The sequence below is a fragment of the Hymenobacter perfusus genome (assembly GCF_003944765.1).
Taxonomy (GTDB): Bacteria; Bacteroidota; Bacteroidia; order Cytophagales; family Hymenobacteraceae; genus Hymenobacter; species Hymenobacter perfusus.
Genome location: NZ_RWIU01000001.1, coordinates 177629 through 201857, shown reverse-complemented (window position 1 = coordinate 201857; position 24229 = coordinate 177629). Strand labels below are relative to the sequence as shown.

The window sequence follows — 24229 nt, the reverse complement described above, 5'->3', positions numbered from 1 at the left end:
CAGCCAATCGGGTAACTGAAGCCGGGTGCGTACTTTCGGGCGTGGCTGTAGTTCCGGAGTATGATGTACTGATTGTGGGAGCCGGTCCGGCGGGGGCTGCCTGTGCGCTGGCCCTGGCCGAAAGCGGCCTGCGCGTGGTGCTACTGGACAAGGCCCGTTTCCCGCGTGACAAAGTGTGCGGCGACGCCATTCCCGGCCCGACGCTGAAAGCCCTGGCCCGCCTGCGCCCGGCGTACGCGGCAGAATTACGTCAGCTGACCGAGGCCCACCGCACTGATGTGCGCCGCAGCCGGCTGGTGTCGCCGGGCGGGCGGGAGCTGAGCGTGGAGTGGCAGGCCCCGGCCTTCAACTCGGCCCGGCTGCACTTTGATGAGGCGCTGCTCACGCTGGTGCGCCGCCATACTGCCGTTGAAATCCGGGAAGACAGCCCGGTGAAAACGGTGGCGGCCACTTCTGCCGGTGTAACGGCCACGCTGGCCGACGGGCAGGTGCTCACGGCGCATCTGGTCATCGGGTGCGACGGGCCCCACTCGGTGGTGGGCCGCTGCCTGCTGCCCCAACCGCTCAATCGGGCCCGGCATTGCGCCGCCGTGCGGGCGTACTACCAGGGCGTAACGGACGCGCCGGCTACTACCAGTGACTTCCTGTTTCTGCGGCGGCACCGGGCTGGGTACTGCTGGGTGTTTCCGGTGGGCCACGACACGTATAATGTGGGCTTCGGCATGCTGTCGGCGGATATTGCCCGCGAAAAAGTAGACCTGAAAGAAGTGCTGGCGGAGCTGCTGGCTACGCACCCGCTGCTGGCCCCGCGCTTCCGGGAGGCCCGGCCGCTGGGGCCGGTACAGGGCTTCGGGCTACCATTGGGCGGCTCCAGCCGGCCGCTGGTGGGGCCGCGTGCCCTGCTGTGCGGCGACGCAGCAGCCCTCATCGATCCGCTGCAGGGACACGGCATTGATAAAGCGGTAATCAGCGGTATTCTGGCGGCTGAGCACGCCCGCCGCTGTTGCGAAACCCAGGATTTCAGCCGGACTTCCCTGCTGCAATACGAGCAGGCCGTGCAACTACGGCTGGGCCAGGACCTGCGCCGCCGCTACCGGCTTATGCGGCTGCTGGCCCGAGCCCCGTGGCTGGTGGAAGCCGCCTTCCGGCTGGGCCAGTGGTCGTGGCTACGGCGGTGGCTGGTGCGGGCGGTGGGGTAGAAAGCAAAAGGTGCGTTTGACACCCAGATGGCCCCAGCAAGGCCGCCTGAATAGCAAACGCACCCGCGCCGATTTACCCAATGCTACGAATGACGCCGCCATCTACCCGGATTGAGGCCCCGTTGGTGGCCACGGCCAGCGGGCTGGCGAGGTAGGTTACCATGTTGGCAATTTCCTCGGGCGTGATGAAGCGCTTGAGCAGGGACGAAGGCCGGGCGTCGCGGAAAAACTCGTGCTCGGCTTCCGCCCGGGTTTTACCGTCACCGGCCAGCTGCTTCAGAAATTCCTCCACTCCTTCGGAGGCAGTAGGGCCGGGCAGTACGGAGTTGACGGTTACTTCCGTGCCAGTGGTTAGCTCGGCCAGGCCGCGGGCCACGGCCAGCTGAGCCGTTTTAGTGGTGCCATAATGCACCATTTCCTGCGGAATCTGCAGGCCCGATTCGCTGGAGATGAACAGGATGCGGCCCCATTTTTTTTCCAGCATCAGCGGAAAATACTGGCGCGAGAGGCGCACGCCACTCAATACGTTTATCTCAAAGAAACGCAGCCAGTCCGCATCCGAAATTTCCGCGAAGGGCTTAGGCTCGAAGATACCCACGTTGTTTACCAGAATATCCACGGCAGGAACCTGGTCCAGCAGCTGCTGCACTTGCTCGGCCCGGCCGAAATCTACGGCCACGCTGTGCAGCTTGGCCGTAGGAGTTTCCTGCAGAATGGTGGCGCGGGCCTCGTTGAGGCGGGCTTCCGTGCGACCCGTCAGAATAACTTCGGCTCCTTCCGCCGCCAGCCGCCGGGCAATGGCCAGCCCGATGCCGGCCGTGGAGCCCGTTACGAGGGCGAGTTTACCAGTGAGTTGCAAATCCATGCGCAAAGCCAGAAAGTGAACTGCTATAACCCGGCCGTGGCTATTTTGTCTGCCGGGCTATCCATTTCAGGCCGCTGCCGTACTGACAAACCGGGCGGCCCACCGGCCTATCGGCAGCGTGTTATTCTTTCCGACCTCCCCAAAAACTGCCTCTACCCAACCACATCGTTCATGGATTTTACTTCCTCCCGCCCCGAAGATCTGCTATTCAATGCTGCCCGCCAGGGTGACGCCACCACCATTACGGCCCTGGTACAGCAGGGAACCAACGTCAACGCGCAGGATAGCCGGGGCTTCACGCCTCTGGTGCTGGCCGCCTACGATAACCAGGCCGAGGCCGTGCAGGCGCTGCTGCAGGCCGGGGCCAACCCTAACCTGCGGGACGCCGCCGGCAACACGGCCCTGATGGGCGTGGCCTTCAAGGGCTACGCCGACATTGCCCGGCTGCTCATCGACAACGGTGCCGACCTGAACGCCCGCAACGGCAATGGGAGCACAGCTCTGATGTTCGCCACTCTGTTTGGCCGCCACGATATGCTGGCCAGTCTGCTCCAGGCCGGGGCCGATACCACCGTACGCGACGAAAACGGCCTCTCCGCCCGCGACCTTGCCGTGCAGAAGGGCAACCACACGGCCCTGGAGCACCTCCCCCAGGAGTAGTAGCGGTTACAAACGACAACCGGTCCGGCGGGCGTAGCCCGCCGGACCGGTTGTCGTTTGATCCATTTGCACGAAGGCGTAGCAACATGCGCCTGCTTCAATCGGCCCGCCGGTTTGCAGCCGCCGTTCCGGCAGGGCCAGTTTAAGCCTACCGTAGTTCTCCCAGATCCAGCGTTTCGCCGGCCGCCAGCTCGTGCACCGTCACCGCGTCGGCCGCAGCAAGGTGGCTGCGTAGCTGCTCCGGCGTGCCCACCAACGACGGAAACGTGCCGTAGTGAAACGGTATGACGTGCGGCACCCGTAGCAGATGAGCGGCGTGGGCGGCTTCGCGCGGCCCCATCGTGTACCGGTCGCCGATGGGCAGCAGGGCCACAGTGGGAGCATAGAGGTCGGCCAGCAGGCGCATGTCTCCGAATAGAGCCGTGTCGCCGGCGGCGTAGAGCACCGTGTCGTCGGAGAAGCGCAGGATAAAGCCTACACCTTCGTGGTGGTGGCTGGTGCCGCTGCCCGGCAAATCGACGTGGGCCGCGTGGTGGGATACGGTCATGGTCAGGCGCAGGTTCAGCACGTCAATGCTGCCGCCCACGTTCATGGCCTCGCACTGCGCGGCTGGCACGCCTTGTTCCTGCAGATAAAACCGAACGGGGGCAGGAGCAGCCACTTTGGCTCCGGTACGGGCCAGCAGCGCGGGCAGCTCGGCGTCGAGGTGGTCGTCGTGGCCGTGGGTGAGCAGCACCAGGTCGGTGCGCTCGGGGTGGCGCAGGGGTTCCGGCACGAAGGGGTTGTTCGTCAGCCACGGGTCCAGCAGAATGATGTGACCTTCAGGCGTGGTGATGCGGAAACTAGCGTGGCCGAGTAGCTGCAGTTGCGTGGTGACAGGCATAGGAAAGGCGTTGAGGAAGGAAACCGGCAGGCAAGGTAGGGCGTGAAGTACGGGTTTGTGGCTCCCGCACTCGGCCCGGCCCAGAGCCTGCCGGGGTTAGGGCGAATAAAAGGGGGAGTTGGTCGGTTATTCAGCGGGCTTGCTGGATTCTGGCTTCGTTGGGGCCGGACGCGGCACTTGGTTTGAAAGGAGGGAGGCAGAACACACCGTTTCACTTTCCACTGAATTTCACTTTCCATTTTCCTTTTCCCATGAAAAAGCACCTGTTGAGTTTCGCCCTTTTCCTCGGTCTGGTTGCTGCCGCCGCCGAGCCTTCCTTCGCCGCCCGGGCCATCAGTGGCCAGGAGCAGCGCCAGGATGACCACGATAAAGACCACCGCAAAGGCCAGCGCGCCGCCCATGATCCGCAGAAACGCCTGGATGCCATGGCCAAGGAGCTGGATCTGAGCAGCAAGCAAAAAGATAAAGTCGCCCGGATTTTCCAGGAGCAGCAGCAGCAGATGCAGGCGTTGCGCGGCCAGTCGGGCCAGGACCGCAGCCAGCACAAAGCCCAGGCCCAGAGCATCCGCCAAAGCACCGACAAGAAGCTGAAGGATGTACTGTCGAAAAAGCAGTACGCTCAGTTTGAGGCCAAGCGCCAGGAGCGGATGCGTCAGATGGGCAACCGCCCGGGTGGCAAGCAGCGCGGCGGCTTCGAGCGGCGCGACACCGGCAGCCGCAGCTAATTCCGGCCGATACTTCGTTTGTGACACAACCCCGTCCGGGCAACCGGACGGGGTTGTGCCGTATTGGGGAAGTATCGAACGGTCATGCTTCGGCATGCTCAGCATGACGGTCGCATTCTGCTTGGGCAGAGCGCCGCTGCAATATTTCCCGCCTCAATCCGACTACCTTACCGATGGCTGTTTTCGGCCGACTTCAACGACTATCTATGCGCAGATTATTGAAACTGACCGGCCGGCTGGCCCTGGTGCTGCTGGCGGTGCTGGTAGTGGCGGGTGTGGCCTTCGCCAACCTCAGCCCCGAGTTGGGCGGCAAACCTACCAAAGCCGAGCAGGCCGCCTACGCCCGCACCGGCCGCTACCACGACGGCGAATTTCAGAACCTGGAACCCACCGAGGTGATGACCGGCGGCAGCACGTTTTCGGTGCTGTGGCGTTTTTTGTTTACCAAAGTGCCCAACGCCGCCCCGGCCGCGCCCCTGTCCACCCGCCCGCTCGATTCGCTCAGCATCACCCGCAAAACGCCCAATCTGGTGCGCGTGACGTGGTTCGGCCACTCGGCGTCACTGGTGGAAATCGGGGGCAAAAACATCCTGTTCGACCCGATGCTGAGCGTGAAAATGGGGCCGTTGGCCTGGGTGACGCCTAAGCGCTACAACCCCAGCCTCGCCATTACGGCCGGGCAGCTGCCGGCCATCGACGCGGTGCTGATTTCCCACGACCACTACGACCACCTCGACTACCAAACCATTCTGCAACTCAAGGATAAGGTGGCGCACTTTTACGTGCCGCTGGGCGTGGGCGCGCACCTGCGGGCCTGGGGCGTGGAGGCCTCCCGCGTGCAGGAAATGAACTGGCAGGACTCGGTGCAGCTGCCGGGCCTGACCATCGTGAGTACGCCGGCCCGGCATTTCTCGGGCCGGGGCCTCACCAACCGCAATTCTACTTCCTGGAGCTCCTGGGTGCTCAAAACGCCCGCTCACCGCGTGTTCTACAGCGGCGACGGGGGCTACGGCCAGCACTTCCGCGCCATCGGCCAGCAGCACGGTCCCTTCGACCTGGCCCTGCTGGAATGCGGCCAGTACGATGCCAACTGGGCGCAGATTCACATGCTGCCCGAGCAGAGCGTGCAGGCCGCTCTCGATGTGCGGGCCCGCGCCATGCTGCCGGTACACTGGGGTGCCTTCACCGAGGCCCACCACGCCTGGAACGAGCCGGTGCGCCGCGCTACCGCCGCCGCCGCTTTGCACCAGTTGCCCATTGCCACCCCCGAGCTGGGCCAGCCCATCGTGCTGGGGCAGCCTCTACCGCAGCAGCGGTGGTGGCAGTAAGGAGTCGCTACGCGGCAGCGCGCAGCGTGTGGCATGCCCTCCGGATGGTGCCTGGCTCACTTCTGGTTGTAGTCTGCCGCTTGAGTTAAACCGTTTCATCTTTTTCACCGTCGCAACTCCGATGGCACACACGAGAATGAGGAAAGTTGTTGCGCTGGCAGTGGTCCTGACCGTCGGGCCGGCGGTAGCCCAGCTTCGGCCGGCTCTCAACCATATTGCCCTGTATGTGTATGACTTACCGAAAAGCACGGCCTTCTACCGCGACGTGCTGGGGCTGCGGCAGATTCCGGAGCCGTTCAAGGACGGTCGGCACGTCTGGTTTCGGATGGGGCCGCACAGTCAACTGCATCTTATTCAGGGAGCCGCGCGGGTAGAGGACCATGCCAAAGACACTCACCTGGCTTTCCGGGTGAAAAGTCTGCCGAAATTCATGGCCCACCTCAACGCCACCACCACCCGGTACCGCAGTTGGAGCGGCGAGGAAAAACAGACGACCCTCCGGCCCGACGGCGTGAAGCAAGTGTACCTGCAGGACCCCGACAACTACTGGATAGAAGTCAACGACGACCGTTTTTAGGCCCCTCGCTAGCCAAGGGCCGCTACTGCCAGCCCGGCCGGTACTCGCGCTTCACAAAGCGGTTGACGTCCTCGAAGTTGGTTACCCGCAGCTGCTGCGGGTCCCAGAGTAGCTCGATGCCGCGGCCGGGATACTCGAAGCCGGGGCCGGTGGTTTTGGGCCGCTGCACGTCGTAGCCCCGAATGGCGAGGTTAGCCATCAGCAGGGCCTCGGTCAGGGGCCCGGCCAGCTCAAACGGCGAGCTGACGGGCCGGTTGCCGTAGCCGGCCAGGCAGGCCTCCACCCACTGGGCATAGTGGCCGTCGGCCCCGCCGGGCACGCGGGCCAGGGTGGGTTTTACGCGGGCTTCCTGGGTGCGGGCAGTAGGCAGCAGGCGGGGCTCGGCGGCATAGGTGCTGGCCATCATCTTGCCTTTTTTGCCGATGAACAGAATGCCGTTGCCCCCGTCGCCGAACCGCTCGTTCGGGCCCAGCTCCTCCGGGCGTTCGGGCTGAATACCGCCGTCCATCCAGTGCAGGGTTACCTCCTGCTTGCTCCTGTCGGTTTGGGGGAAGGTGAGGATAACGTGGCTGGAAGGCGGGCAGCTGTTGGGGAAGTAGCCGCGCTTGAACTCATCCACATATACGCTGCCCACGCTGGCCTGCACGGCGCTGGCGTACTGCAGGCCCAGCACCCGGAAGGGCGCTTCCATCAGGTGGCAGCCCATGTCGCCGAGGGCCCCGGTGCCGTAGTCCCACCACCCGCGCCAGTTGAAGGGCACCAGCTTATCGATATAGGGCCGGGCGGGGGCCGTGCCCAGCCACAGGTCCCAGTCCAGCTCCGGGGGCACGCCGGCGGCCGGGGCGGGCCAGGCTATGCCCTGGGGCCACACGGGCCGGTCGGTCCAGCAGTACACGGTGTGCACCTTGCCAATCAGGTTGGCGTCGTACCACTCCTGCAGCTGCCGCACCCCGTCGCCGGAAGCGCCCTGGTTGCCCATCTGCGTAACCACTGGGTACCGTTTGGCGGCTTCGGTGAGGGCGCGGGCTTCGTACAGGTCGTGGCTGAGCGGTTTCTGCACATACACGTGCTTGCCCAGCTGCATGGCCGCCAGCGCCACCACGGCGTGGGTGTGGTCGGGGGTAGAAACCGACACGGCATCGAAGTTCTTGGCTTCCTTATCGAGCAGCCGCCGCCAGTCTTTGTAGTATTTGGCCTGCGGGAAAGCCTGCACGGAGCGGGCTGCCCGCCGGTCGTCCACGTCGCAGAGGTAGCCGATGCGCACTTTGCCCGTTTTGGCAAACGAGGCCAGGTCACTTTCGCCCTTGCCGCCCACGCCCACCCCGGCCACTACCAGCTGGTCGCTGGGGGCGGTGTAGCCCTTGCCGCCCAGCACAAAGCGCGGCACAATCATGAACGTGGCTACTGCGGCGGTACTCTGCTTGATAAATTCGCGCCGGGAGGGCAGAGGTGGAAGCTGGCTCATGGGTGGGGTGGCTAGGAGGCGGAACAGAAACCAGGCACCCCCGGCGGTTGGTCGGGCCGACCTGCGTATCCGGCTGGGCGCGAAGAGGGTATATTCTGAAGGTAGGCAAAATCAGCAGGATACAGACTACCCCGCCCGTACCAGCGGCCTTGCACTTGCCCCGCACCTCAACTTCCCCAACACGCCCAAAAAAGCCCGGCCCGCTAGCAACGGACCGGGCTGGGAGTTTACAAGATGCTGGCGGCTTCAAGAGTGTCCAGCTCGGCGGCGGAGCCCGGCAGCCGGGTGCGCCCCAGCAGCTCCGCCAGCGGCGGGGGCAGCTCGGCCAGGGTGAGGGGCCGCAGCGGCCGGGCCACCGCGTAGTAGCGCGTATCGGTGCGCTCGTGCAGGCGGGTTTTGGCGAAGGAGAACAGCCCGCGCCGGGCGTAACGGGCGGCTCCCGGGTAGGCCCCGTCCTGGGCCACCGCCGGCGCGGCCGCCACTGCCGAATCGGTTTCCGGTCGCGTCAGGAAATACTGGTGCAGCTCCAGCAGCGCCACCTCATCCGCCGCCACCGATTCCGGCAGCACCCCGCCCCCGGACGCAACGTGCACAACGTGCCCGGCCGCATCGGTGGCGAAGTAGTCAATGTCGGCGTCTGCTTGGTCGATGTCGTGAATGCGCATTATATTGATGAGCCCATTATTTGTTTGATACTTGATTCAATTAAGCTGCCTTTATTATAGTCTGGAAATAATTTTTGTGTGTCACTATCTTTAGATGCAGGCAATATTTGCGTTCCTTTTTCTATTAAATCTGCTATAGTATTAATGGATAACTTTAATCTTTCAATATTTTCGGGCTCATTTCTGTTGTAGTGTTTGTTAGAAATTGCTTCGGCTTCGTTTGCTAAAATATTGCTAAGTTGAGATTTTTGCGCCATTATAAAATCTTCAATGGCTGAGTTTTTTAATTCTAATGTTTTTAAATGTTGTTCAAATATTTTGGCTTCTAAATGCTTTTTCCTAAGAACCATTGCTGCCCAGCATAAAGAGCCTACTAAATTTATGGCAGCTATCGATCCAACTGAAACAATTAACCATATTGATCCAGTTTCAGCGGACACAATCTCAACATCACCTCCTATATCATCTAATTGAACAGGTATCTCGATAGACTTTCTTAGATCGTTAGCTGTCCTAGCAAGCTCTTCAAACGAATGTAGTTCAGGAAGCCTAATATATATAACATCCTCAGAGTTAGCATAATTTGATGAATTATAGACCCTTAGGAGATACTCGAGGCCAGTTTGTATTTTTTTAATGTATGGCTCTACTTCGCTATTTTTACTATAGTCAACACGTGTTTCATCGGCATCACTTTTAAACAACCAGGTTGATTCAATTTTATCTAATTCATCTTGTATATAAGGTATATTTTTTATGTTCCTCAATCCCAATCTTAATCTTCCTAGACCTTGAAGGTAATAAGGATTTTGTTCACCACTTAAATATTTATATTCATATTTGATATTTTGTATGTTATTTCGAATGAGATTGGCTATTTCTATTAGGTTCATGTGAAATATGATTAAAAATTTGAAAGATTAAAGTTACTCCCAAGCTTCCCCAAAATCTCCTGGGCGGCTACGGCAATAACCGTCCCGGGGCCGTAGACGCCGGCCACGCCGGCGTTGTAGAGGAAATCGTAGTCCTGGGCGGGGATGACGCCGCCGGCAATGACGAGGATATCCTCACGGCCGAGCTGCTGCAGTTCCCCGATCAGCTGCGGAATCAGGGTTTTGTGGCCGGCGGCGAGGCTGCTCACGCCCACCACGTGCACGTCGTTCTCGGCGGCCTGGCGGGCTACCTCGGCGGGCGTCTGGAAGAGGGGGGCAATGTCCACGTCGAAGCCCACGTCGGCGAAGCTGGTGGCAATGATTTTGGAGCCCCGGTCGTGGCCGTCCTGGCCCATTTTGGCCACCATCATGCGGGGGCGGCGGCCTTCCTGGGCGGCAAAGTCGTCGGCGGCCTGGCGGGCCTTGGCAAATTCCTCGTCGTAGTTCATTTCCTGCGAGTACACGCCCGAAATGGCGCGGATAGTGGCCTGGTGGCGACCATACACGGCCTCCAGCGCATCCGAAATTTCGCCTAGCGTAGCCCGCAGCCGCGCCGCGTGTACGGCCAGCGCCAGCAGGTTGTCGGCGCCGGAGCGGGCGGCTTCCGTCAGGGCGGCCAGGGCGGCTTGCACGGCGGCGTTGTCGCGGGTGGCTTTGATGTGGTTGAGGCGGGTAATTTGCGACTCGCGCACGGCATCGTTGTCGATGTCGAGCACCTCGATGTTGCTGGCCTCGTCCACGCGGTACCGGTTCACGCCCACCACCGTTTCCTTGCCCGAGTCGATGCGGGCCTGCTTGCGGGCGGCGGCCTCCTCGATGCGCATTTTGGGCAGGCCGGTTTCAATGGCCTTGGCCATGCCGCCCAGCTCCTCCACCTCCTGAATCAGGGCCCAGGCTTTATCGGCCAACTCGTGGGTGAGAGTTTCCACGTAGTAGGAGCCGCCCCAGGGGTCCACCACGCGGGTAATGTCGGTTTCGTGCTGGAGGTAGAGCTGGGTGTTGCGGGCAATGCGGGCCGAGAAGTCGGTGGGCAGGGCAATGGCCTCGTCGAGGGCGTTGGTGTGCAGGCTCTGGGTGCCGCCCAACGCCGCGGCCAAAGCCTCAATGGCGGTGCGGGCCACGTTGTTGAACGGGTCCTGCTCGGTGAGCGAGTAGCCCGAGGTTTGGCAGTGCGTGCGCAGGGCCAAGCTCTTGGGGTTTTCGGCTCCGAACTGCTTGATGAGCTTGGCCCACAGCAGCCGGCCGGCGCGCAGCTTGGCAATTTCCATGAAGTGGTTCATGCCAATGGCCCAGAAAAACGACAGCCGGGGCGCAAACTGATCAATGGTCATGCCCGCCTGCAGACCGGCGCGCACGTACTCCACGCCGTCGGCCAGGGTGTAGGCCAACTCAATATCGGCGGTGGCGCCGGCCTCCTGCATGTGGTAGCCCGAGATGCTGATGCTGTTGAACTTGGGCATGTGCCGCGCCGTGTAGGCGAAGATGTCGGCAATGATGCGCATGCTCGGCTCGGGCGGGTAGATGTAGGTGTTGCGCACCATGAACTCCTTCAGAATATCGTTCTGAATAGTGCCCGTGAGCTTATCGGAACTCACGCCCTGCTCCTCGGCCGCCACAATGTAGAAGGCCATAATGGGCAGCACGGCCCCGTTCATGGTCATCGACACCGACATCTGGTCCAGCGGAATCTGGTCGAACAGCAACTTCATGTCTTCCACTGAGTCGATGGCCACGCCGGCCTTGCCCACGTCGCCCACCACGCGCGGGTGGTCGGAGTCGTAGCCCCGGTGCGTAGCCAGGTCGAAGGCTACCGACAGGCCCTTCTGGCCGCCGGCCAGGTTGCGGCGGTAAAAGGCGTTGCTTTCCTCGGCCGTGCTGAAGCCCGCGTACTGGCGGATGGTCCACGGGTTCTGCACGTACATGGTGCTGTAGGGCCCGCGCAGGTAGGGCGCCTGCCCGGCCCCAAACCCGAGGTGGGTGAGGTGCTGCACGTCGTGGGCGGTATAGAAAGACTTGAGCGCAATGCCCTCGGGCGTAGCGGTAGTGGCCTCAGAAGCAGGGGCCGGCGCGGGCAGCGTGGCCGCGTCGTAGGCTATAGTTGAGAAGTCGGGCTTCATGTGTGTGATTTAGTGATTTAGCGATTCAGCGAGTGGAGGAAATAGAAAGTTGAAAATGTTGCTGGCCCCAGTGTTATGGGTCATGATACCAGCACATCAAGCTCACTAATTCACCATTTCACTAAATCACTTCTTCCCCTGCAAACGGGCCAGTACGGCTTCGGTGGTGTAGCCTTCCACCGAGAATTCCTGGAAGCCGAACAGCTGCACGGCTTCCTGCAAGGTGGCTAGGTCGGCGGTGAGCAGGGGCTCCGGAGTAAAGTTCGGCTCGTCGATGGGGACGTGGCTGATGGCGCGGGCCAGGCGGCCGAACTGTTCGGGCGTGGCGTACATGAGCGTGGCCTCCTCGGCCGAGGAAAACAGGACCGACAGCGTACCTTCGGGGTGCGAGTCGCGCAGCTCGGGGCGCTCCTGCTCCGGCAGCGTCAGCAGGAAGGATTCCAGGATAATCTGGTTGGTGTGGGCGCCCAGCAGCACCAGGGCCGCCCGCTTCTTCTTTTTCTCCCGGCGCTCAAAGTGCAGGGCCGTGGCCAGGCGCAGCACCTCAGCCGGGTAGGTGGCGCGGGTGCTGTCGAAGTCCCGGCTGCGCAGCAGGCGCTTGGGGTTGTAGTCGAAGGTTTCGTGGGGGTTCTGGAATTTGTTGGTGCCCACCACCACCTGTTCGCCGGTGGCAATGCGCCGGAACTGCGCCTGGGCCGAGGCGTGCAGCTCCTGCATCACCAGGCCGGTAGCGGCTGGTAGTCCGCCCTGGGCCTGCACTTTCTGGAACAGTGCCCAGCCTTCGCGGGCCAGCTGGTCGGTGAGGGTTTCGAGGTAGTAGGAGCCGGCGGCCGGGTCCTGCACCTTGTCGAGGCCGGCTTCTTCGCGCAGCAGCACTGGCAGGTTGCGGGCCAGGCGCTCGGCAAACTCGTTGGGAGCGTGAAACAGGCAGTCGAATGCGCCCACGCTCACGGCATCGGCCCCGGCCAGCACGGCGCTCATGGCCTCGGTGGTGGTGCGTAGCAGGTTGGTGTGCGGGTCGAGGGTGGTCTGGCTCCAGGTGGCCGTACTGGCGAAGACGGGCAGCTCGGTGGCCAGCTCGGCGGGCAGGCCGTAGGCGTGCAGCAGCGTAGCCCACAGGCGGCGCAACGCCCGCAGCTTGGCAATTTCAAAGAAGTAGTTCGGCCCCACAGCAATCTGTACCTGCATGGCGGCGGCCACGTCGGCCACCGCGAGGCTGGCGTTGGGCAGCTCACTCAGGTAGGCGGCGGCCGTGCTCAGGGTGAAGGCCAGCTGCTGGGTGACGGTAGCGCCCCGGTTGCTGTAGAACGCCATATCCAGCCCCAGCGCCTTGAATTCCGGCCAGGACCGGGCCAGCTGCACCGCCTGGCGGACTTCCTCCAGCTGGGCCGGCAGGTTGGGCGAATGGCGGGTAATGGGGTCGGTAACCAGAAAGCCGCGCGGGGCTGTGCCTAAAGCGGCCAGGCGCGCCAGCAGCGCGCTGCTGCCCCCGCGCACCGTGTAGCCGACGTAGGTGTCGGCCAGCGCCATGTGCTGCTGCAGGTACTCCACATCGAAGCCTTCGGCATGGGCCAGTACGAAGTGCGCGCCGTCGGCTCCCCGCGTGAGGGCTTCGGCGGCCCGATGAATGGTGGCGTGGCCGCGCTCCAGGGCCGGCACCTGGTAGGTAGGCACGTTGCGCCAGCGGGCCGGCCGTACCTGGGGGGCGGGGCTGCCACCCAGTGCTGCCAGAGCTTCCTGGTGGTAAAAAGGCTGCACGGAAAAGCCATCGGGCGTTTGCCAGGTAAGGGCGGCGGGGTCTTTTCCTTTCAGGTCGCGGGTGATACGCTCCTGCCACTGGGCGGTGGTCAGGGCATCAAACTCAGAAAACGAAACAGGCGCGGGGCGCGGCGAATCGGCCATAAGGCGGCGGAGTGGGGTGGGGTGGGGTGAACGGGAAGCCCGCAGGGGCGGGGCTAAAGATACCGGTTCGGGAGGGGAAAGCCAGCTTTGTCACCACTCAACAATACGTGTACCTTTACCTCTGGCCCAACTCGCAAAACACCCTTTTTACACTCCTTCTGTTTCTGCGTACATGAAAAAACTCTTACTGTCAATTGTATTCCTGCTAGCTGCTATTGACCTCTCTGCTCAAACTAACTTTGTACCAGGCTACGTTGTGACTTTAAGCGGCGACACGCTGCGCGGAGAAGTGGATTACCGTGGCGCGCAGCGCAGTGCCCGCCAAGCTCGTTTCCGCACCGCTGCCGGAGCTGAGGTAACCGAGTATACTCCAGCCCAGATCCGGGGCTACGGCTTTCCCCGCGTCCGGTTATACGAATCGCACAAAATTATCACCGACACCGCCAGCCAGCGCCAGCAGTACTTTTTGGAAATCCTGGCCGCCGGCAAGGCCAGCGTCTATAGTTTCCGTGATGGTGCCGACAAAGAGCGCTACTATCTGGGCGTGGCTGCGGAGCCCGTAGTAGAATTGGTGCAGCGCACAGTACGGGTGCAACAGGACAACCAGTTTGTTAGCGAAGAGCAATTTATTTACCGGAATACTCTTGCCACCGCGTTCCAGGACTGCCCGGCCGTGCAACGATATATTCTACGCCTACCTTTACGCGCGCAGGCACTGGCTGATCTTGTAACCCGCTACAATAACTGTTCAGCTTCCGAGGTGCCTCGCAACACCAATATGGGTCAGCGGCCCAAAGACCATCTGACGCTGTTAGTATTAGCTGGCGCGGGCACTAGTACGCTTTCTATTACAGGCAGCTCATTTAACTCAGATGGAAAATACGCTGGGTCAGTTGATCCCCTTGTTGGCCTTGGAGTAAATTTAACGATACCGGCGGTTAGCGAGAAACTCTCGCTGCAGTTGGAGGCATACTATCACGCGCAAGAGTACACTGTTTACTCGTCTTCCGGTACTGGAAACGGCGCGGCATCGGCCCCACTTACTTTGAGCTACATTCGGATGCCTCTGATATTACGGTATACCGCACGCAAAGGCAAAGTGCGACCTTATCTCCAACTTGGCTTCGGCGGAGGCTTTGCCTTAGAAGAAAAGTCGCACCTATATCTGTTCCCAACATTCACCATCAATCCAACTGGAGTAGGATTAGTTGTTGACAGAACCATTCGCCGATTCGAACTGCTGGGTACAGGAGGAATAGGATTGCGCATCGGGAAAGAAGGACAGCGTAAATTAGGGGTTGAAGCGCGACTGGAACGGGGTAATGGTTTCTCAACAGTTACTGGCACTACCACTGCCGTCACCAGGATTTTTGGACTGTTGAGCTACGACCTCACGAAGTAGGTCTCCGGTTTCTCGCCTTACCTTTGCCCAATGAACAAATTTGTAAACCGTAGCTTGGGGCTGTGGCTGGCCACCGGCCTGCTCTTTTCGGCCTGCCGTAACGGGGGCTACCTGCCCAAGGCGCAACTGGCCCCCGTTACGGCCCAGCCCGTAGGCAAAGCCCTGGCTGATAACGCCCAGGCCGCCGCTACCATTGCGCCCTACCGCCAGCGTGTTACCGACCAGATGACGGCCGTGATAGGCCAGGCTCCGGCAGCCATCACCAAGAACAGCGGCGAGTCGCCACTGGCTAACTTCGTGGGGGATATACAGCGGGTGCGCGCCAGCCGGGAGCTGAACCAGCCCGTTGATCTGGGCGTGATGTCGAACGGGGGGCTACGGGCACCCATTCCGGCCGGGGCCGTGACCATGGGCTCGGTGTTTGAGCTAATGCCTTTTGAGAATGAGTTGGTGGTACTGGATGCTTCCGGGGCCGTGGTACAGCAGCTGTTCGACTATGCAAACCGCATCAAAATGGCCGTTTCAGGCGCTACCTACACGGTAGGGGCCGATGGTAAGGCCCAGAACATTCTCATCAATGGGCAGCCCTTTGACGCCGCCCGCACTTACACCATCGCCATTTCCGACTACCTGGCCGGGGGTGGCGACAACATGGTGTTCTTCAAAGCCCTCAAGCCGCGTGGCACCGGCGTGCTGCTGCGCTCCGCCATTGCCGAGTACATCCAGGAGCAAACCAAGCAAGGCAAACCCATCGAGGCCAAAGTAGAAGGCCGGGTGAAGTTTTAATGTGAGCCATGTGAGGGGAATGAGGACGGATGTGCGGAATGAAACTTCGCGGTAACGTCTTCCCTTAGGCCCCAATCACATTTTCACATTTCTCCCATTCCATCACATTCAGCACATTCCAACCGTGGACCGTCGCGAATTTCTGAAATACTCCGGCCTGGGGGCCGCTTCTCTGGGCCTGATGGGCGCGGCTGCGCTGCCTGCTGCGGCCGCCGATAAAAAGGCCCTGCGCCTGACCATTCTGCACACCAACGATATGCACTCCCGCATCGAGCCTTTCCCCGACAATGCCGCCCAGTGGGCCGGGATGGGCGGGATGGCCCGGCGCGCTACGCTCATCGAGCAGATCCGCAAGCAGGAGCCCAACGTGCTGCTGCTGGATTCCGGTGACATCTGGCAGGGGACGCCCTACTTCAACTTTTTCCAGGGCGAGCTGGAGTACAAGCTCATGAGCCAGATGGCGTACGACGCCAGCACGCTCGGCAACCACGACTTCGATAACGGCCTGGAAGGGTTGCAGAAGCAGCTGCCCAACGCCACCTTCCCTTTCCTGATTGCCAATTACGACTTCACAGGCACCATTCTGGCCGGTAAATTCCAGCCCTATAAGGTGTTCGAAAAGCAGGGCCTCCGCATCGGAGTGTTCGGGCTGGGCATCGAAATGGCCGGGCTGGTAGCCGACAAGAACTTCGGGGCCACCAAGTACCTCGACCCCGTGGCCGTAGCCAAGGATATGGTAACGAAACTGCGCGGAGCCGAGAAGTGCGACTTGGTTATCTGCCTTTCGCACCTGGGCTACAAGTACGAGTCGGCCAAAATTGACGACCGGAAGCTGGCCGCCCAAGTAAGCGGTATCGACCTGATACTAGGCGGGCACACCCACACGTTCCTGGAACAACCTGAGTCCATTGCCAGCCCCAACGGCCACGCCACGCTGGTAAATCAGGTGGGCTGGTCGGGCATCAACCTGGGCCGCCTCGATTATACCTTCGAGCGTGGCAGCCGCCCCACGGTAGCCGCCACCGCCGTAGTACCCATCACGGCCGCCTAAATGAGTTATCAGTTACGCGTTGTCAGCTGCCAGGAACATACGACTGGCAACTGACAACGCGTAACTGATAACGCACTTGGTGCAAGGGTGGGAAATGCAAGAGATGGCCGGTTTTTTTGTCTCCTGAGTTTTCCACATTTTTGTCTCCCCCTAGAAAAAACAGGCCTTCTGAAGTCCTGCGCCGTCCTGTCCTTCCCCTCACCTGCACCCCCGTTGCTTTTGCCCTATCTGATTGATGCTGAAGGATTGTCGAACCGTATGGGCCAACTGTCTTCGCGTCATCAAGGCAACGATTGGTGAGCAGAGCTTCCGAACGTGGTTCCAACCCATCGTGCCGGTACAGCTCCATAATAATATTTTATTGATTCAGGTGCCGAGCACCTACTTCTACGAGTTCTTGGAGGAGCACTACGTGGAGGAGCTTAAACGGGCTATTCATCAGGAGCTAGGCCCCGATGGCCGTCTGGAGTACAGCATCGTGGTGGACCAGGGCAATGCCCAGCAGAAACCCCGCACCCTGAACCTGCCCACGGCCCGCAAATCGGCGGGACCGGCGGCTTCTTCTACCCCGGCGGCTACGGCTATGGCCACTAGTGCCATGACGGCTTCGGCCCGTAACGTGGCGGCCGCCTCGGTGGCCCCGGCCCCTACGCCGGCTACCCTGCGCAACCCCTTCGAGGCCAGTAAAACCATTGAGCGCGACTACCTTAAGTCGCAGCTGAACACCACGTACACCTTCGAGAACTACATTGAAGGTGACTGTAACCGCCTGTCGCGCTCGGCCGGGCTGGCCGTGGCGAACAAGCCGGGTACCACCAGTTTCAACCCGCTCATGATTTACGGCGGCGTGGGGCTGGGTAAAACCCACCTGGTGCAGGCCATCGGCAACCACATCAAGGCCACGAACACCGATAAGTTTGTGCTCTACGTGTCGGCCGAGAAGTTCACCAACCAGTTTATCGAAAGCCTGCGCTCCAACCAGGTCCAGGACTTCGCCAACTTCTACCTGTTGGTGGATATCCTGATTCTGGACGACGTGCAGTTTCTTTCGGGCAAGGACAAAACCCAGGAGATGTTCTTCCACATCTTTAATCACCTGCACCAGGCTGGCAAGCAGATTGTGATGACCTCCGACCGGCCGCCGCGCGACCTAGTGGGGCTGGAAGACCGTTTGCTCTCCCGCTTCAAGTGGGGCCTGACGGCCGACCTGCAAAGTCCCGACTTCGAGACGCGCATGGCCATCATCCAGAACAAGATGCAGCAGGATGGCATTGATATTCCGCCGCAGGTGGTGGAGTACCTGGCCCATTCGGTGAACACCAACGTGCGGGAGCTGGAAGGCGTCCTGATTTCCCTGGTGGCCCAGAGCAGCCTCAACCGCCGCGAAATTGACCTGGAAATGGCCAAGCAGGCCCTGCGCCACATCATTGAGGAAGTGGAAGCGGAGGTCAATATTGACTTCATCCAGAAAACCTGCGCCGAGTATTTCAGCGTGCCGCTGGACTTGCTGAAGGCCAAAACCCGCAAGAAAGAGGTGGTTACGGCCCGGCAGGTGGCCATGTACTTCGCCAAGGAGCACACCAGCCATTCGCTCAAGAGCATCGGCCACCACTTCGGCGGCCGTGACCATAGCACCGTCATCCACTCCGTGCAAACCGTCTCGGATCTGATTGACTCCGACAAGAGTTTCCGCAGCACCATCATAGAGCTGCGTAAGAAATTCGCGGGCCGGTAGCAGCTGTCATTGCGAGGACGAAGCAATCCGTCCTTTCCGAGACCCCAAACATAGGTGTACAGAAAGCCCCTGACGCTCGGGCTGGCGTCAGGGGCTTTTGCGTAAGTCAGAAGCTGGGACTTTGAAAAGGACGGATTGCTTCGTCCTCGCAATGACGGTCGTTACTGCACGTCGCGCAGGGCAATGCTGTGTTTGGCGGCGAAGGCGCGAACCTGTTCGCGGAGCATGCGCTTACGCTTGGTCCCCTTTACCTGGCGCAGGCTCAGGTTAAGCGTGTTGCCTTCTTTCAGTTGCACCCGCAATTGCTGCGGTGCCAGTTCCAGCCCGCTGATTTCCTCGGCGGCCAGGGCCTGCTTGGGGCGGAATAGTCCGTCCTTGTGTACGATGTAAGCCGGCGTGAATTCCAGGTAGCTCTGCGTACCGAAAATAGGCGCATTATGCACCAGCACGTAGCCCACGTACACCAAGCTGAACAACAGGAACAGATAATGCAGGAAGTGGAAGTCGCTGGCTCCCGCGCCCGTTACAATGAGTGCCACCGTGTAGCCAATCCAGAGGAAGCCCAGAAAGAGTTGGCCCCAGAACGGGATGCGCTGCGTGTTGGCGGGTTGCAGACGAATGCGGGTAGAGTCAGGATGCATAGAAAACAGAAAAGTCTATTTGACCCGCAAAAGTAAGGAGTTGCCGGTTATGAGTGGCGAGTAACCACCAGAACGTCATTCCGAGCCGGTTCGGAATGACGTTCTGATGTTAACCGGCTATTTCAGCTTGGCCGAGGCCAGCTCCATTTCCGGCACGGCTTTCAGCAGTACGGAAATGGGGCAGTTTTCCTTGGCCTTCTCGGCGTACTGCTGAAATTCCTCCTGCGAAATACCTTCCACTTCGCCTTCGGTGCTGAGGCTGATTTTTACAACCTTGGGCACCTCGCCCGAGGTATCCAGCGTCACCTTCGATTCGGTGTGCAGGTGTTTAACGGCTTTGCCGTCTTTGCTCAGAATGCTGTTCAGAAACATGGTGTAGCAGCCGGCGTGGGCCGCGCCGATGAGTTCCTCGGGGTTGGTACCCTTCTGGCCCTCGAACCGTGCGCCTACCGAGTAGGGTGCTTTTACAGTGCCGCTTTGGGTGGAAATTTCGCCGCTGCCTTTAATGTCGCCGTTCCATTCGGCCGTGCCACGTTGGTTGATCATAAGTGAAGTTGTGAAGGGTGAGGTTGTGCAGGCAGTACGGGAAAGAAGCCGCAAAGGATAAGCTTGATGCTTCTGGCGAAAAATGGCCGGAAGTGTACCTTTGAATAGTGTCGGTTGAGAAGAGGGTGCTCTTTTCCCAACGTCACCTTCCACAACGTCACCATTCATGGGCCTGAAATCTACCCTGAGCCGGCCGCTGGCCGCCTACATTGCCCGCCAGTACGCCAAGTGGCAGCACGACCCCATCGGTACCCAACAACGGGTGCTGCGCGGGTTACTGGCGCGGGGCGCAGGCACGGCCTTTGGGCAGGCTCACCACCTGGAAGGCGTGCGTACGGCCCAGGATTTTGCCTGGCAAGTGCCCGTGCGCGACTATGAAGCCCTGAAGCCCTGGTTCGAGCGGGTAAAAACCGGGGAGGCCGACGTGCTCTGGCCCGGCAAGCCGCTGTACCTGGCCAAAACCAGCGGCACCACCTCCGGCGCCAAGTACATTCCGCTGACCAAAGACAGCATTCCCAACCATCTCAACGGCGCGCGGGATGCGTTGCTGCATTACGTGCACAAAACGGGTAAAAGCCGGTTTCTGGATGGCAAGCTGATGTTTTTGTCGGGTAGCCCGGAGCTGGAAACGGTGGGCGGCATTCACACGGGCCGGCTCTCGGGCATCGTGAACCACCACGTGCCGGCCTACCTGCGCCGCAACCAGCTACCCAGCTACGCCACTAACGTCATCGAGGACTGGGAAACCAAGCTCGACCGGATTGTGGACGAAACCCTGCCCGAGCGTATGACCCTGATTTCGGGGATTCCGCCCTGGGTGCAGATGTATTTCGACCGGATTGTGCAGCGCACGGGCCGGCCGGTGGGGGAGGTGTTTCCCGATTTCGACCTGTTCGTGTACGGCGGCGTCAACTTCGAGCCCTACCGCAAAAAGCTGCTGGAAACCATCGGCCGGCCCGTGGACAGCGTGGAGCTGTTTCCGGCCTCCGAAGGGTTTCTGGCTTTTCAGGATGAGCCCGGCAACCCCGGCCTGCTGCTGCTTCTGGACGCGGGTATCTATTACGAGTTTGTGCCGGCCGAGCGGTTTTTTGAGAAAAACCCGCCCCGCTGCACTCTGGCCGATGTGGAGCTGGACCGCCAGTACGCCGTGGTGCTCAGCAGCAACGCCGGCCTCTGGGGCTACTCCCTCGGCGACACGGTGCGCTTCGTGAGCCGCTACCCGTTCCGGGTGGTGGTCACGGGCCGCATCAAGCATTTCCTGTCGGCTTTTGGCGAGCATGTTATTGCCGAGGAAGTGGAGCAGACCCTGCGCGAAGCCATGCGCCAGCATCCCGAGGTGGAAGTGGTGGAGTTTACCGTGGCTCCCCAGGTAAGCGACGACCCCGCCGTGCCCTCCCGCCACCAGTGGCTGGTGGAATTCGCCCGCCCGCCCCACAATGCCGCCACCTTCGCCGCCGCCCTCGACGCGGGCCTGCGCCAGCGCAACGTGTACTACGACGACCTGCTGCGCGGCCACATCCTGGCCCCGTTGCAGCTCACGGCCCTGCCGGCCGGGTCCTTCCAGCGCTACATGAAAAGCCAGGGCAAGCTCGGCGGCCAGAACAAAGTGCCCCGCCTCAGCAACGACCGAGCGCTGGCCAAGGGGCTGTTGGGCGTTGGATAGCTTTTTTTAATTCTTGAGAACTGTTCTGACCACTGCCCTTAGCCCAGCAACTCCTCGCAATGGGTCTGTCTTTCTTTTTCAAAATCTCCGATATGAAGACTGGTAGCCTACAGATTTCGGCGTGGAGTGTTACGTATGATAGTTACAGCTTTGCACTAACTATCCGTTTTGGCCAGCTGGTAACGGAGGTGGAAGTGTACGCCGACCGGAAAACGTGGCAACAGTTTGGGAAGGAGCTGCAGACCTTCCCTCACAGCCCAACCCATAGCGTGACGCTCCGCATAGACAGGGAAGCAGAAATAGTGCTTACTGCTATCTGCTACGATGAGGAGGGCCACGCTGCCCTGCGGGTGCTGGTTGCTGATGACCGAGTGCAGCCGGGGCCGTACCGGTTGGAATTCGCCATTCCCGTTGATATTGCCGGGCTCAATGATTTGGGTAATAAGCTTGTTGCATGGCCCCAGAATGAGTATGAAAATTTGTACTGGGACGCCTATAAAAGCTGATGCCTGTGCGCCTCGCCTTCGACCTCGACAATACGCTCATCCGCAACAACTACCTGTTTCCACTGGAGCAGCCCCGCTGGCCGCTGCTGGCCCGGTTGTTTGGGGGCGAAGGATTACGGCAAGGGATAGTACAAGCAGCCAGATTTTGCCGGGCGCAGGGCTGGGAGGTATGGGTATACACCACCTCGTACCGCAGCGCGTGGTACATCCGGCGGCTGTTCTGGCTGCACGGTATCCGGCTGGATGGCGTAGTAAACCAGCAGTGGCACGACCGGCACGTTAGGGTACGCTGTACCAAGCACCCGCCCACATTCGGTATTAATCTGCTGGTAGATGACTCTGAAGGCGTGCGGCTGGAAGGCGAACGGTACGGCTTTCGGGTGTTGGTGGCGCCGCCAGAGGATGCGGAGTGGGTAGCCGCCGTGCGGAGGGCCGTAGGAGGTAGCCCAGCTGAAAGTGCCGGGGAAAGCCAGAACCCGTAATTTGCCCCGCCTTCCATTAACTATTTTCTTCATGCGCCTGCTTTTTCTGGTGCTGCTGAGCTGCCTGCTCGGGAGCCGCCCTACCATCGCCCAGAAGCCCGCCCAACCCCTGCGGGTAGCCACCTACAACCTGCGCCTCAACGTGGCCAGCGACGGGATGAATGCCTGGCCCAACCGCAAGGAGCTGGTTAAAAACCTGGTGCGCTACCACAATTTCGACGTGTTTGGCACCCAGGAAGGTTTCCGCGGCCAGCTCAACTACGTGGCCGAGCTAACGGACTACAGCTTCGTGGGCCACGGCCGCGACGATGGCCAGGAGGCCGGGGAGCACTCGGCCATCTTCTACCGGAAAAGCCGCCTGCAACTGCTGCAATCCGGCGACTTCTGGCTAAGCCAGACGCCCGACCAGCCCTCCAAAGGCTGGGACGCCAAATGCTGCAACCGCATCTGCAGCTGGGCCAGGTTCCGGGACCTTGCCACCAAAAAGGAGCTGTTCTTCTTCAGCGTCCACTTCGACCACGAGGGCTTGGAAGCCCGCCGCCAGTCGGGCCGGCTGATGGTGCAGAAGATCAAGGAAATAGCTAAAGCGGCTCCGGTTATCTGCGTCGGCGACTTCAACTCCACCCCCGAAACCGAGCAAATCCAAACGATGCAGACGCTGCTGCAGGATGCTTTCCGTATTACCCGGCAGCCGCCCTACGGCCCCGTGGGCACGTTCAATGGCTTCAAGCTAGATGCTACTCTCACTGACCGTATCGACTACATCTTCGTGAGCCGGCAGTTCTCCGTCCTCGATTACGCCGTCCTCACCGATTCCATGCGCGGCCTGTACCCCTCCGACCACTTTCCGGTGCTGGTGAACGTGGTGCAGCGGTGAGAAAGTGCAGCCCAATAATTTGCGAAGTCAGTTAAGTAAGCTAATGCTCAAACCCCACCTCCACGCCCTCTGCCTGGCCTACGTGCAGGAGCGCATCGATGCCTGCCAGGCCGCCATCCGGGCCGCCCAGGAATCGGCCAACTCCGAAACCAAGAGCAGCGCCGGCGACAAGTACGAAACCGGCCGCGCCATGGCCCAGAACGAGCGGGACCGGAACGCCATCCAGCTTCAGCAGGCTCAGCAGCTTCAGGGCGAGCTGCAGCGCATCAACCCCGTCCTGCCCTGCGACAACGTGCGGCCCGGGGCCCTAGTGCGTACCAGCATGGGCACGTTCTACCTCGGCATCAGCGCGGGCAAGCTCACCGTGGAGGGCCAGGACTACTTTGCCGTATCGGCCGCCGCGCCGGTGGCGGCCGCCCTGGCTGGCAAACGGGCCGGGGAGGCAGCCGTGTTCAACGGCAAGCCGGTCCGGGTTACGGCCGTTGAGTAAATTGAACGGAGACTGTCATTCCGAGCAACGCGAGGAATCTGGGTGAATTATGCAACGGTCCGACCAGATTCCTTGCGCTGCTCGGAATGATAATTCGTTTTACACCCGCGGCAACAGGCTGCCCAGGCCACGGATGTTGAGGCGCGTGAAGTTGCGTACCCGCTCGAAGCGGGCGGCGGCTTCTTCCAGCTCCTCATCGGGCTCCAGCTTGGTGGGGCGGTGGGTGTCGAGCAGGGCGAAGACGGTTTCGGCCAGGTCCATGTAGCCCAGAATCATCAGGAACAGCAGCTTCTTGTCGTCTTCGGGGTAGCTTTTCAGGCGCACGGCTTTTACCAGACTATCGAGCTGGGAGGTTTCGTCCACGTACAGGTCGCGCAGTACTGCCCGCTGGTGCTGGTAATCGAGCAGCTGCTGGGGCTCCAGGCTGGCGGCCGAAAAGGGGAAGGTATCGGTAAAGCGGGTAGCGGCCCGAAAGTCCTTTTCGGCGGCGTACACGCTTGTTAGGTGCTTTTGCAGACTGGTCCAGAGGCCCGTGCGGGCTTTGTCAAAAGCGGAAGGGGTAGCGGCGGGTTCGGTCACGGCAGCAGAAACTGAGGGCGGAAAAGCGAAAGTACGCGGTTTTCAAGCCGTAAGGCCAACTCCGTCGAAATCCGGTGCCCGCCGCAGCAAGCCAAACTTCACCGTACTTTTACCGCGTAACTATCCGCAAATATTCCCGCTCCTGACCTTCCG

At 60.9% G+C, this 24229-nt stretch carries 24 protein-coding genes; 14 read left to right on the top strand and 10 right to left on the bottom strand.

Annotated elements, in window-relative coordinates; genetic code table 11:
- The first annotated feature begins 41 nt into the window (after positions 1 to 41).
- Positions 42 to 1199 (top strand): NAD(P)/FAD-dependent oxidoreductase, encoded by a 1158-nt coding sequence (locus EI293_RS00835; protein ID WP_125434789.1) that lies wholly within the window; start codon positions 42 to 44, stop codon positions 1197 to 1199.
- A 73-nt stretch (positions 1200 to 1272) separates the two neighbouring features.
- Here the strand turns inward: EI293_RS00835 and EI293_RS00830 are convergent, their stop codons facing one another.
- Positions 1273 to 2064: an SDR family NAD(P)-dependent oxidoreductase gene (locus EI293_RS00830; RefSeq protein WP_125434787.1), complete on the bottom strand. Its 792-nt coding sequence runs from the start codon at positions 2062 to 2064 to the stop codon at positions 1273 to 1275.
- A gap of 171 nt (positions 2065 to 2235) precedes the next feature.
- Here EI293_RS00830 and EI293_RS00825 point away from each other — a divergent pair, with 171 nt between their 5' ends.
- Positions 2236 to 2724 (top strand): ankyrin repeat domain-containing protein, encoded by a 489-nt coding sequence (locus tag EI293_RS00825; RefSeq protein ID WP_125434785.1) that lies wholly within the window; start codon positions 2236 to 2238, stop codon positions 2722 to 2724.
- A 148-nt stretch (positions 2725 to 2872) separates the two neighbouring features.
- Here EI293_RS00825 and EI293_RS00820 read toward each other — a convergent pair whose 3' ends face one another.
- Entirely contained in the window at positions 2873 to 3607 is a 735-nt protein-coding gene (locus EI293_RS00820) for a metal-dependent hydrolase (protein WP_125434783.1), read from the bottom strand.
- Between the two features lie 251 nt (positions 3608 to 3858).
- Between EI293_RS00820 and EI293_RS00815 the strand changes: the two genes are divergently transcribed.
- The 3 genes from EI293_RS00815 to EI293_RS00805 all read left to right on the top strand — a co-directional run bounded on the left by EI293_RS00815 (position 3859) and on the right by EI293_RS00805 (position 6237).
- On the top strand, positions 3859 to 4332 hold the full coding sequence (locus EI293_RS00815; protein ID WP_125434781.1) for a hypothetical protein: 474 nt from the start codon (positions 3859 to 3861) through the stop codon (positions 4330 to 4332).
- Between the two features lie 206 nt (positions 4333 to 4538).
- The gene (locus EI293_RS00810) at positions 4539 to 5660 is read left to right on the top strand and encodes an MBL fold metallo-hydrolase (protein WP_170170189.1); all 1122 of its coding nucleotides are present in this window, start codon (positions 4539 to 4541) and stop codon (positions 5658 to 5660) included.
- 136 nt (positions 5661 to 5796) lie between these two features.
- Positions 5797 to 6237, top strand: coding sequence for a VOC family protein (locus EI293_RS00805; protein ID WP_211339456.1), 441 nt, complete (start codon positions 5797 to 5799; stop codon positions 6235 to 6237).
- A gap of 22 nt (positions 6238 to 6259) precedes the next feature.
- Here EI293_RS00805 and EI293_RS00800 read toward each other — a convergent pair whose 3' ends face one another.
- From EI293_RS00800 to EI293_RS00780, 5 genes are all read right to left on the bottom strand, one after another.
- On the bottom strand, positions 6260 to 7702 hold the full coding sequence (locus tag EI293_RS00800; RefSeq protein ID WP_125434775.1) for a Gfo/Idh/MocA family protein: 1443 nt from the start codon (positions 7700 to 7702) through the stop codon (positions 6260 to 6262).
- Between the two features lie 227 nt (positions 7703 to 7929).
- The gene (locus EI293_RS00795) at positions 7930 to 8367 is read right to left on the bottom strand and encodes a hypothetical protein (protein ID WP_125434773.1); all 438 of its coding nucleotides are present in this window, start codon (positions 8365 to 8367) and stop codon (positions 7930 to 7932) included.
- Positions 8367 to 9260: a hypothetical protein gene (locus EI293_RS00790; RefSeq protein WP_125434771.1), complete on the bottom strand. Its 894-nt coding sequence runs from the start codon at positions 9258 to 9260 to the stop codon at positions 8367 to 8369. The genes EI293_RS00795 and EI293_RS00790 overlap by 1 nt, the downstream gene beginning before the upstream one ends.
- Before the next feature lie 11 nt (positions 9261 to 9271).
- The gene (gene scpA, locus EI293_RS00785) at positions 9272 to 11416 is read right to left on the bottom strand and encodes a methylmalonyl-CoA mutase (protein ID WP_125434769.1); all 2145 of its coding nucleotides are present in this window, start codon (positions 11414 to 11416) and stop codon (positions 9272 to 9274) included.
- Between the two features lie 126 nt (positions 11417 to 11542).
- Complete coding sequence (locus EI293_RS00780; RefSeq protein ID WP_125434767.1) at positions 11543 to 13318, bottom strand: methylmalonyl-CoA mutase family protein; 1776 nt, start codon at positions 13316 to 13318, stop codon at positions 11543 to 11545.
- Between the two features lie 172 nt (positions 13319 to 13490).
- Here EI293_RS00780 and EI293_RS00775 point away from each other — a divergent pair, with 172 nt between their 5' ends.
- The 4 genes from EI293_RS00775 to dnaA all read left to right on the top strand — a co-directional run bounded on the left by EI293_RS00775 (position 13491) and on the right by dnaA (position 18292).
- Positions 13491 to 14720 carry a porin family protein gene (locus EI293_RS00775; RefSeq protein WP_125434765.1) on the top strand — a complete coding sequence of 410 codons (1230 nt, stop codon included), beginning with the start codon at positions 13491 to 13493 and terminating at the stop codon, positions 14718 to 14720.
- Positions 14721 to 14750: 30 nt separating this feature from the next.
- Positions 14751 to 15506, top strand: a complete 756-nt coding sequence (locus EI293_RS00770) for a 5'-nucleotidase C-terminal domain-containing protein (protein ID WP_125434763.1) — start codon at positions 14751 to 14753, stop codon at positions 15504 to 15506.
- 124 nt (positions 15507 to 15630) lie between these two features.
- A complete protein-coding gene (locus EI293_RS00765; RefSeq protein WP_125434762.1) occupies positions 15631 to 16557 on the top strand; it encodes a bifunctional metallophosphatase/5'-nucleotidase in 927 nt (308 codons plus the stop codon).
- A 235-nt stretch (positions 16558 to 16792) separates the two neighbouring features.
- Entirely contained in the window at positions 16793 to 18292 is a 1500-nt protein-coding gene (dnaA, locus tag EI293_RS00760; protein WP_125434760.1) for a chromosomal replication initiator protein DnaA, read from the top strand.
- A gap of 161 nt (positions 18293 to 18453) precedes the next feature.
- Here dnaA and EI293_RS00755 read toward each other — a convergent pair whose 3' ends face one another.
- The gene (locus tag EI293_RS00755) at positions 18454 to 18933 is read right to left on the bottom strand and encodes a hypothetical protein (RefSeq protein WP_125434758.1); all 480 of its coding nucleotides are present in this window, start codon (positions 18931 to 18933) and stop codon (positions 18454 to 18456) included.
- A gap of 117 nt (positions 18934 to 19050) precedes the next feature.
- On the bottom strand, positions 19051 to 19479 hold the full coding sequence (locus tag EI293_RS00750) for an OsmC family peroxiredoxin (protein ID WP_125434756.1): 429 nt from the start codon (positions 19477 to 19479) through the stop codon (positions 19051 to 19053).
- Between the two features lie 166 nt (positions 19480 to 19645).
- On the opposite strand from EI293_RS00750, the gene EI293_RS00745 reads away from it, so the two are divergent.
- The 5 genes from EI293_RS00745 (at position 19646) to EI293_RS00725 (ending at position 23497) form a co-directional block, all read left to right on the top strand.
- Positions 19646 to 21142 (top strand): GH3 auxin-responsive promoter family protein, encoded by a 1497-nt coding sequence (locus tag EI293_RS00745; RefSeq protein WP_125434754.1) that lies wholly within the window; start codon positions 19646 to 19648, stop codon positions 21140 to 21142.
- A 92-nt stretch (positions 21143 to 21234) separates the two neighbouring features.
- On the top strand, positions 21235 to 21648 hold the full coding sequence (locus tag EI293_RS00740; protein WP_125434752.1) for a hypothetical protein: 414 nt from the start codon (positions 21235 to 21237) through the stop codon (positions 21646 to 21648).
- Positions 21648 to 22130: a hypothetical protein gene (locus EI293_RS00735; RefSeq protein WP_211339455.1), complete on the top strand. Its 483-nt coding sequence runs from the start codon at positions 21648 to 21650 to the stop codon at positions 22128 to 22130. Before EI293_RS00740 ends, EI293_RS00735 begins: the two co-directional genes overlap by 1 nt.
- Before the next feature lie 31 nt (positions 22131 to 22161).
- The gene (locus tag EI293_RS00730) at positions 22162 to 23007 is read left to right on the top strand and encodes an endonuclease/exonuclease/phosphatase family protein (RefSeq protein ID WP_125434750.1); all 846 of its coding nucleotides are present in this window, start codon (positions 22162 to 22164) and stop codon (positions 23005 to 23007) included.
- 43 nt (positions 23008 to 23050) lie between these two features.
- On the top strand, positions 23051 to 23497 hold the full coding sequence (locus EI293_RS00725) for a 3-oxoacyl-ACP synthase (protein ID WP_125434748.1): 447 nt from the start codon (positions 23051 to 23053) through the stop codon (positions 23495 to 23497).
- 99 nt (positions 23498 to 23596) lie between these two features.
- On the opposite strand, the gene EI293_RS00720 is transcribed toward EI293_RS00725, so the two are convergent.
- On the bottom strand, positions 23597 to 24076 hold the full coding sequence (locus EI293_RS00720) for a hypothetical protein (protein WP_125434746.1): 480 nt from the start codon (positions 24074 to 24076) through the stop codon (positions 23597 to 23599).
- Between the last annotated feature and the right edge of the window lie 153 nt (positions 24077 to 24229).

What these genes read in the sequence shown, in the direction of transcription:
- EI293_RS00775 (WP_125434765.1), top strand. Translation starts at nt 13,491, where the DNA reads ATGAAAAAACTCTTACTGTCAATTGTATTCCTGCTAGCTGCTATTGAC.
- EI293_RS00730 (WP_125434750.1), top strand. Translation starts at nt 22,162, where the DNA reads ATGCGCCTGCTTTTTCTGGTGCTGCTGAGCTGCCTGCTCGGGAGCCGC.
- scpA (WP_125434769.1), bottom strand. Translation starts at nt 11,416, where the DNA reads ATGAAGCCCGACTTCTCAACTATAGCCTACGACGCGGCCACGCTGCCC.
- EI293_RS00745 (WP_125434754.1), top strand. Translation starts at nt 19,646, where the DNA reads ATGGGCCTGAAATCTACCCTGAGCCGGCCGCTGGCCGCCTACATTGCC.
- EI293_RS00795 (WP_125434773.1), bottom strand. Translation starts at nt 8,367, where the DNA reads ATGCGCATTCACGACATCGACCAAGCAGACGCCGACATTGACTACTTC.
- EI293_RS00805 (WP_211339456.1), top strand. Translation starts at nt 5,797, where the DNA reads ATGAGGAAAGTTGTTGCGCTGGCAGTGGTCCTGACCGTCGGGCCGGCG.
- EI293_RS00725 (WP_125434748.1), top strand. Translation starts at nt 23,051, where the DNA reads ATGCTCAAACCCCACCTCCACGCCCTCTGCCTGGCCTACGTGCAGGAG.
- EI293_RS00810 (WP_170170189.1), top strand. Translation starts at nt 4,539, where the DNA reads ATGCGCAGATTATTGAAACTGACCGGCCGGCTGGCCCTGGTGCTGCTG.
- EI293_RS00750 (WP_125434756.1), bottom strand. Translation starts at nt 19,479, where the DNA reads ATGATCAACCAACGTGGCACGGCCGAATGGAACGGCGACATTAAAGGC.
- EI293_RS00790 (WP_125434771.1), bottom strand. Translation starts at nt 9,260, where the DNA reads ATGAACCTAATAGAAATAGCCAATCTCATTCGAAATAACATACAAAAT.
- EI293_RS00735 (WP_211339455.1), top strand. Translation starts at nt 21,648, where the DNA reads ATGCCTGTGCGCCTCGCCTTCGACCTCGACAATACGCTCATCCGCAAC.
- EI293_RS00770 (WP_125434763.1), top strand. Translation starts at nt 14,751, where the DNA reads ATGAACAAATTTGTAAACCGTAGCTTGGGGCTGTGGCTGGCCACCGGC.
- EI293_RS00825 (WP_125434785.1), top strand. Translation starts at nt 2,236, where the DNA reads ATGGATTTTACTTCCTCCCGCCCCGAAGATCTGCTATTCAATGCTGCC.
- dnaA (WP_125434760.1), top strand. Translation starts at nt 16,793, where the DNA reads ATGCTGAAGGATTGTCGAACCGTATGGGCCAACTGTCTTCGCGTCATC.
- EI293_RS00820 (WP_125434783.1), bottom strand. Translation starts at nt 3,607, where the DNA reads ATGCCTGTCACCACGCAACTGCAGCTACTCGGCCACGCTAGTTTCCGC.
- EI293_RS00830 (WP_125434787.1), bottom strand. Translation starts at nt 2,064, where the DNA reads ATGGATTTGCAACTCACTGGTAAACTCGCCCTCGTAACGGGCTCCACG.
- EI293_RS00815 (WP_125434781.1), top strand. Translation starts at nt 3,859, where the DNA reads ATGAAAAAGCACCTGTTGAGTTTCGCCCTTTTCCTCGGTCTGGTTGCT.
- EI293_RS00740 (WP_125434752.1), top strand. Translation starts at nt 21,235, where the DNA reads ATGAAGACTGGTAGCCTACAGATTTCGGCGTGGAGTGTTACGTATGAT.
- EI293_RS00800 (WP_125434775.1), bottom strand. Translation starts at nt 7,702, where the DNA reads ATGAGCCAGCTTCCACCTCTGCCCTCCCGGCGCGAATTTATCAAGCAG.
- EI293_RS00755 (WP_125434758.1), bottom strand. Translation starts at nt 18,933, where the DNA reads ATGCATCCTGACTCTACCCGCATTCGTCTGCAACCCGCCAACACGCAG.
- EI293_RS00780 (WP_125434767.1), bottom strand. Translation starts at nt 13,318, where the DNA reads ATGGCCGATTCGCCGCGCCCCGCGCCTGTTTCGTTTTCTGAGTTTGAT.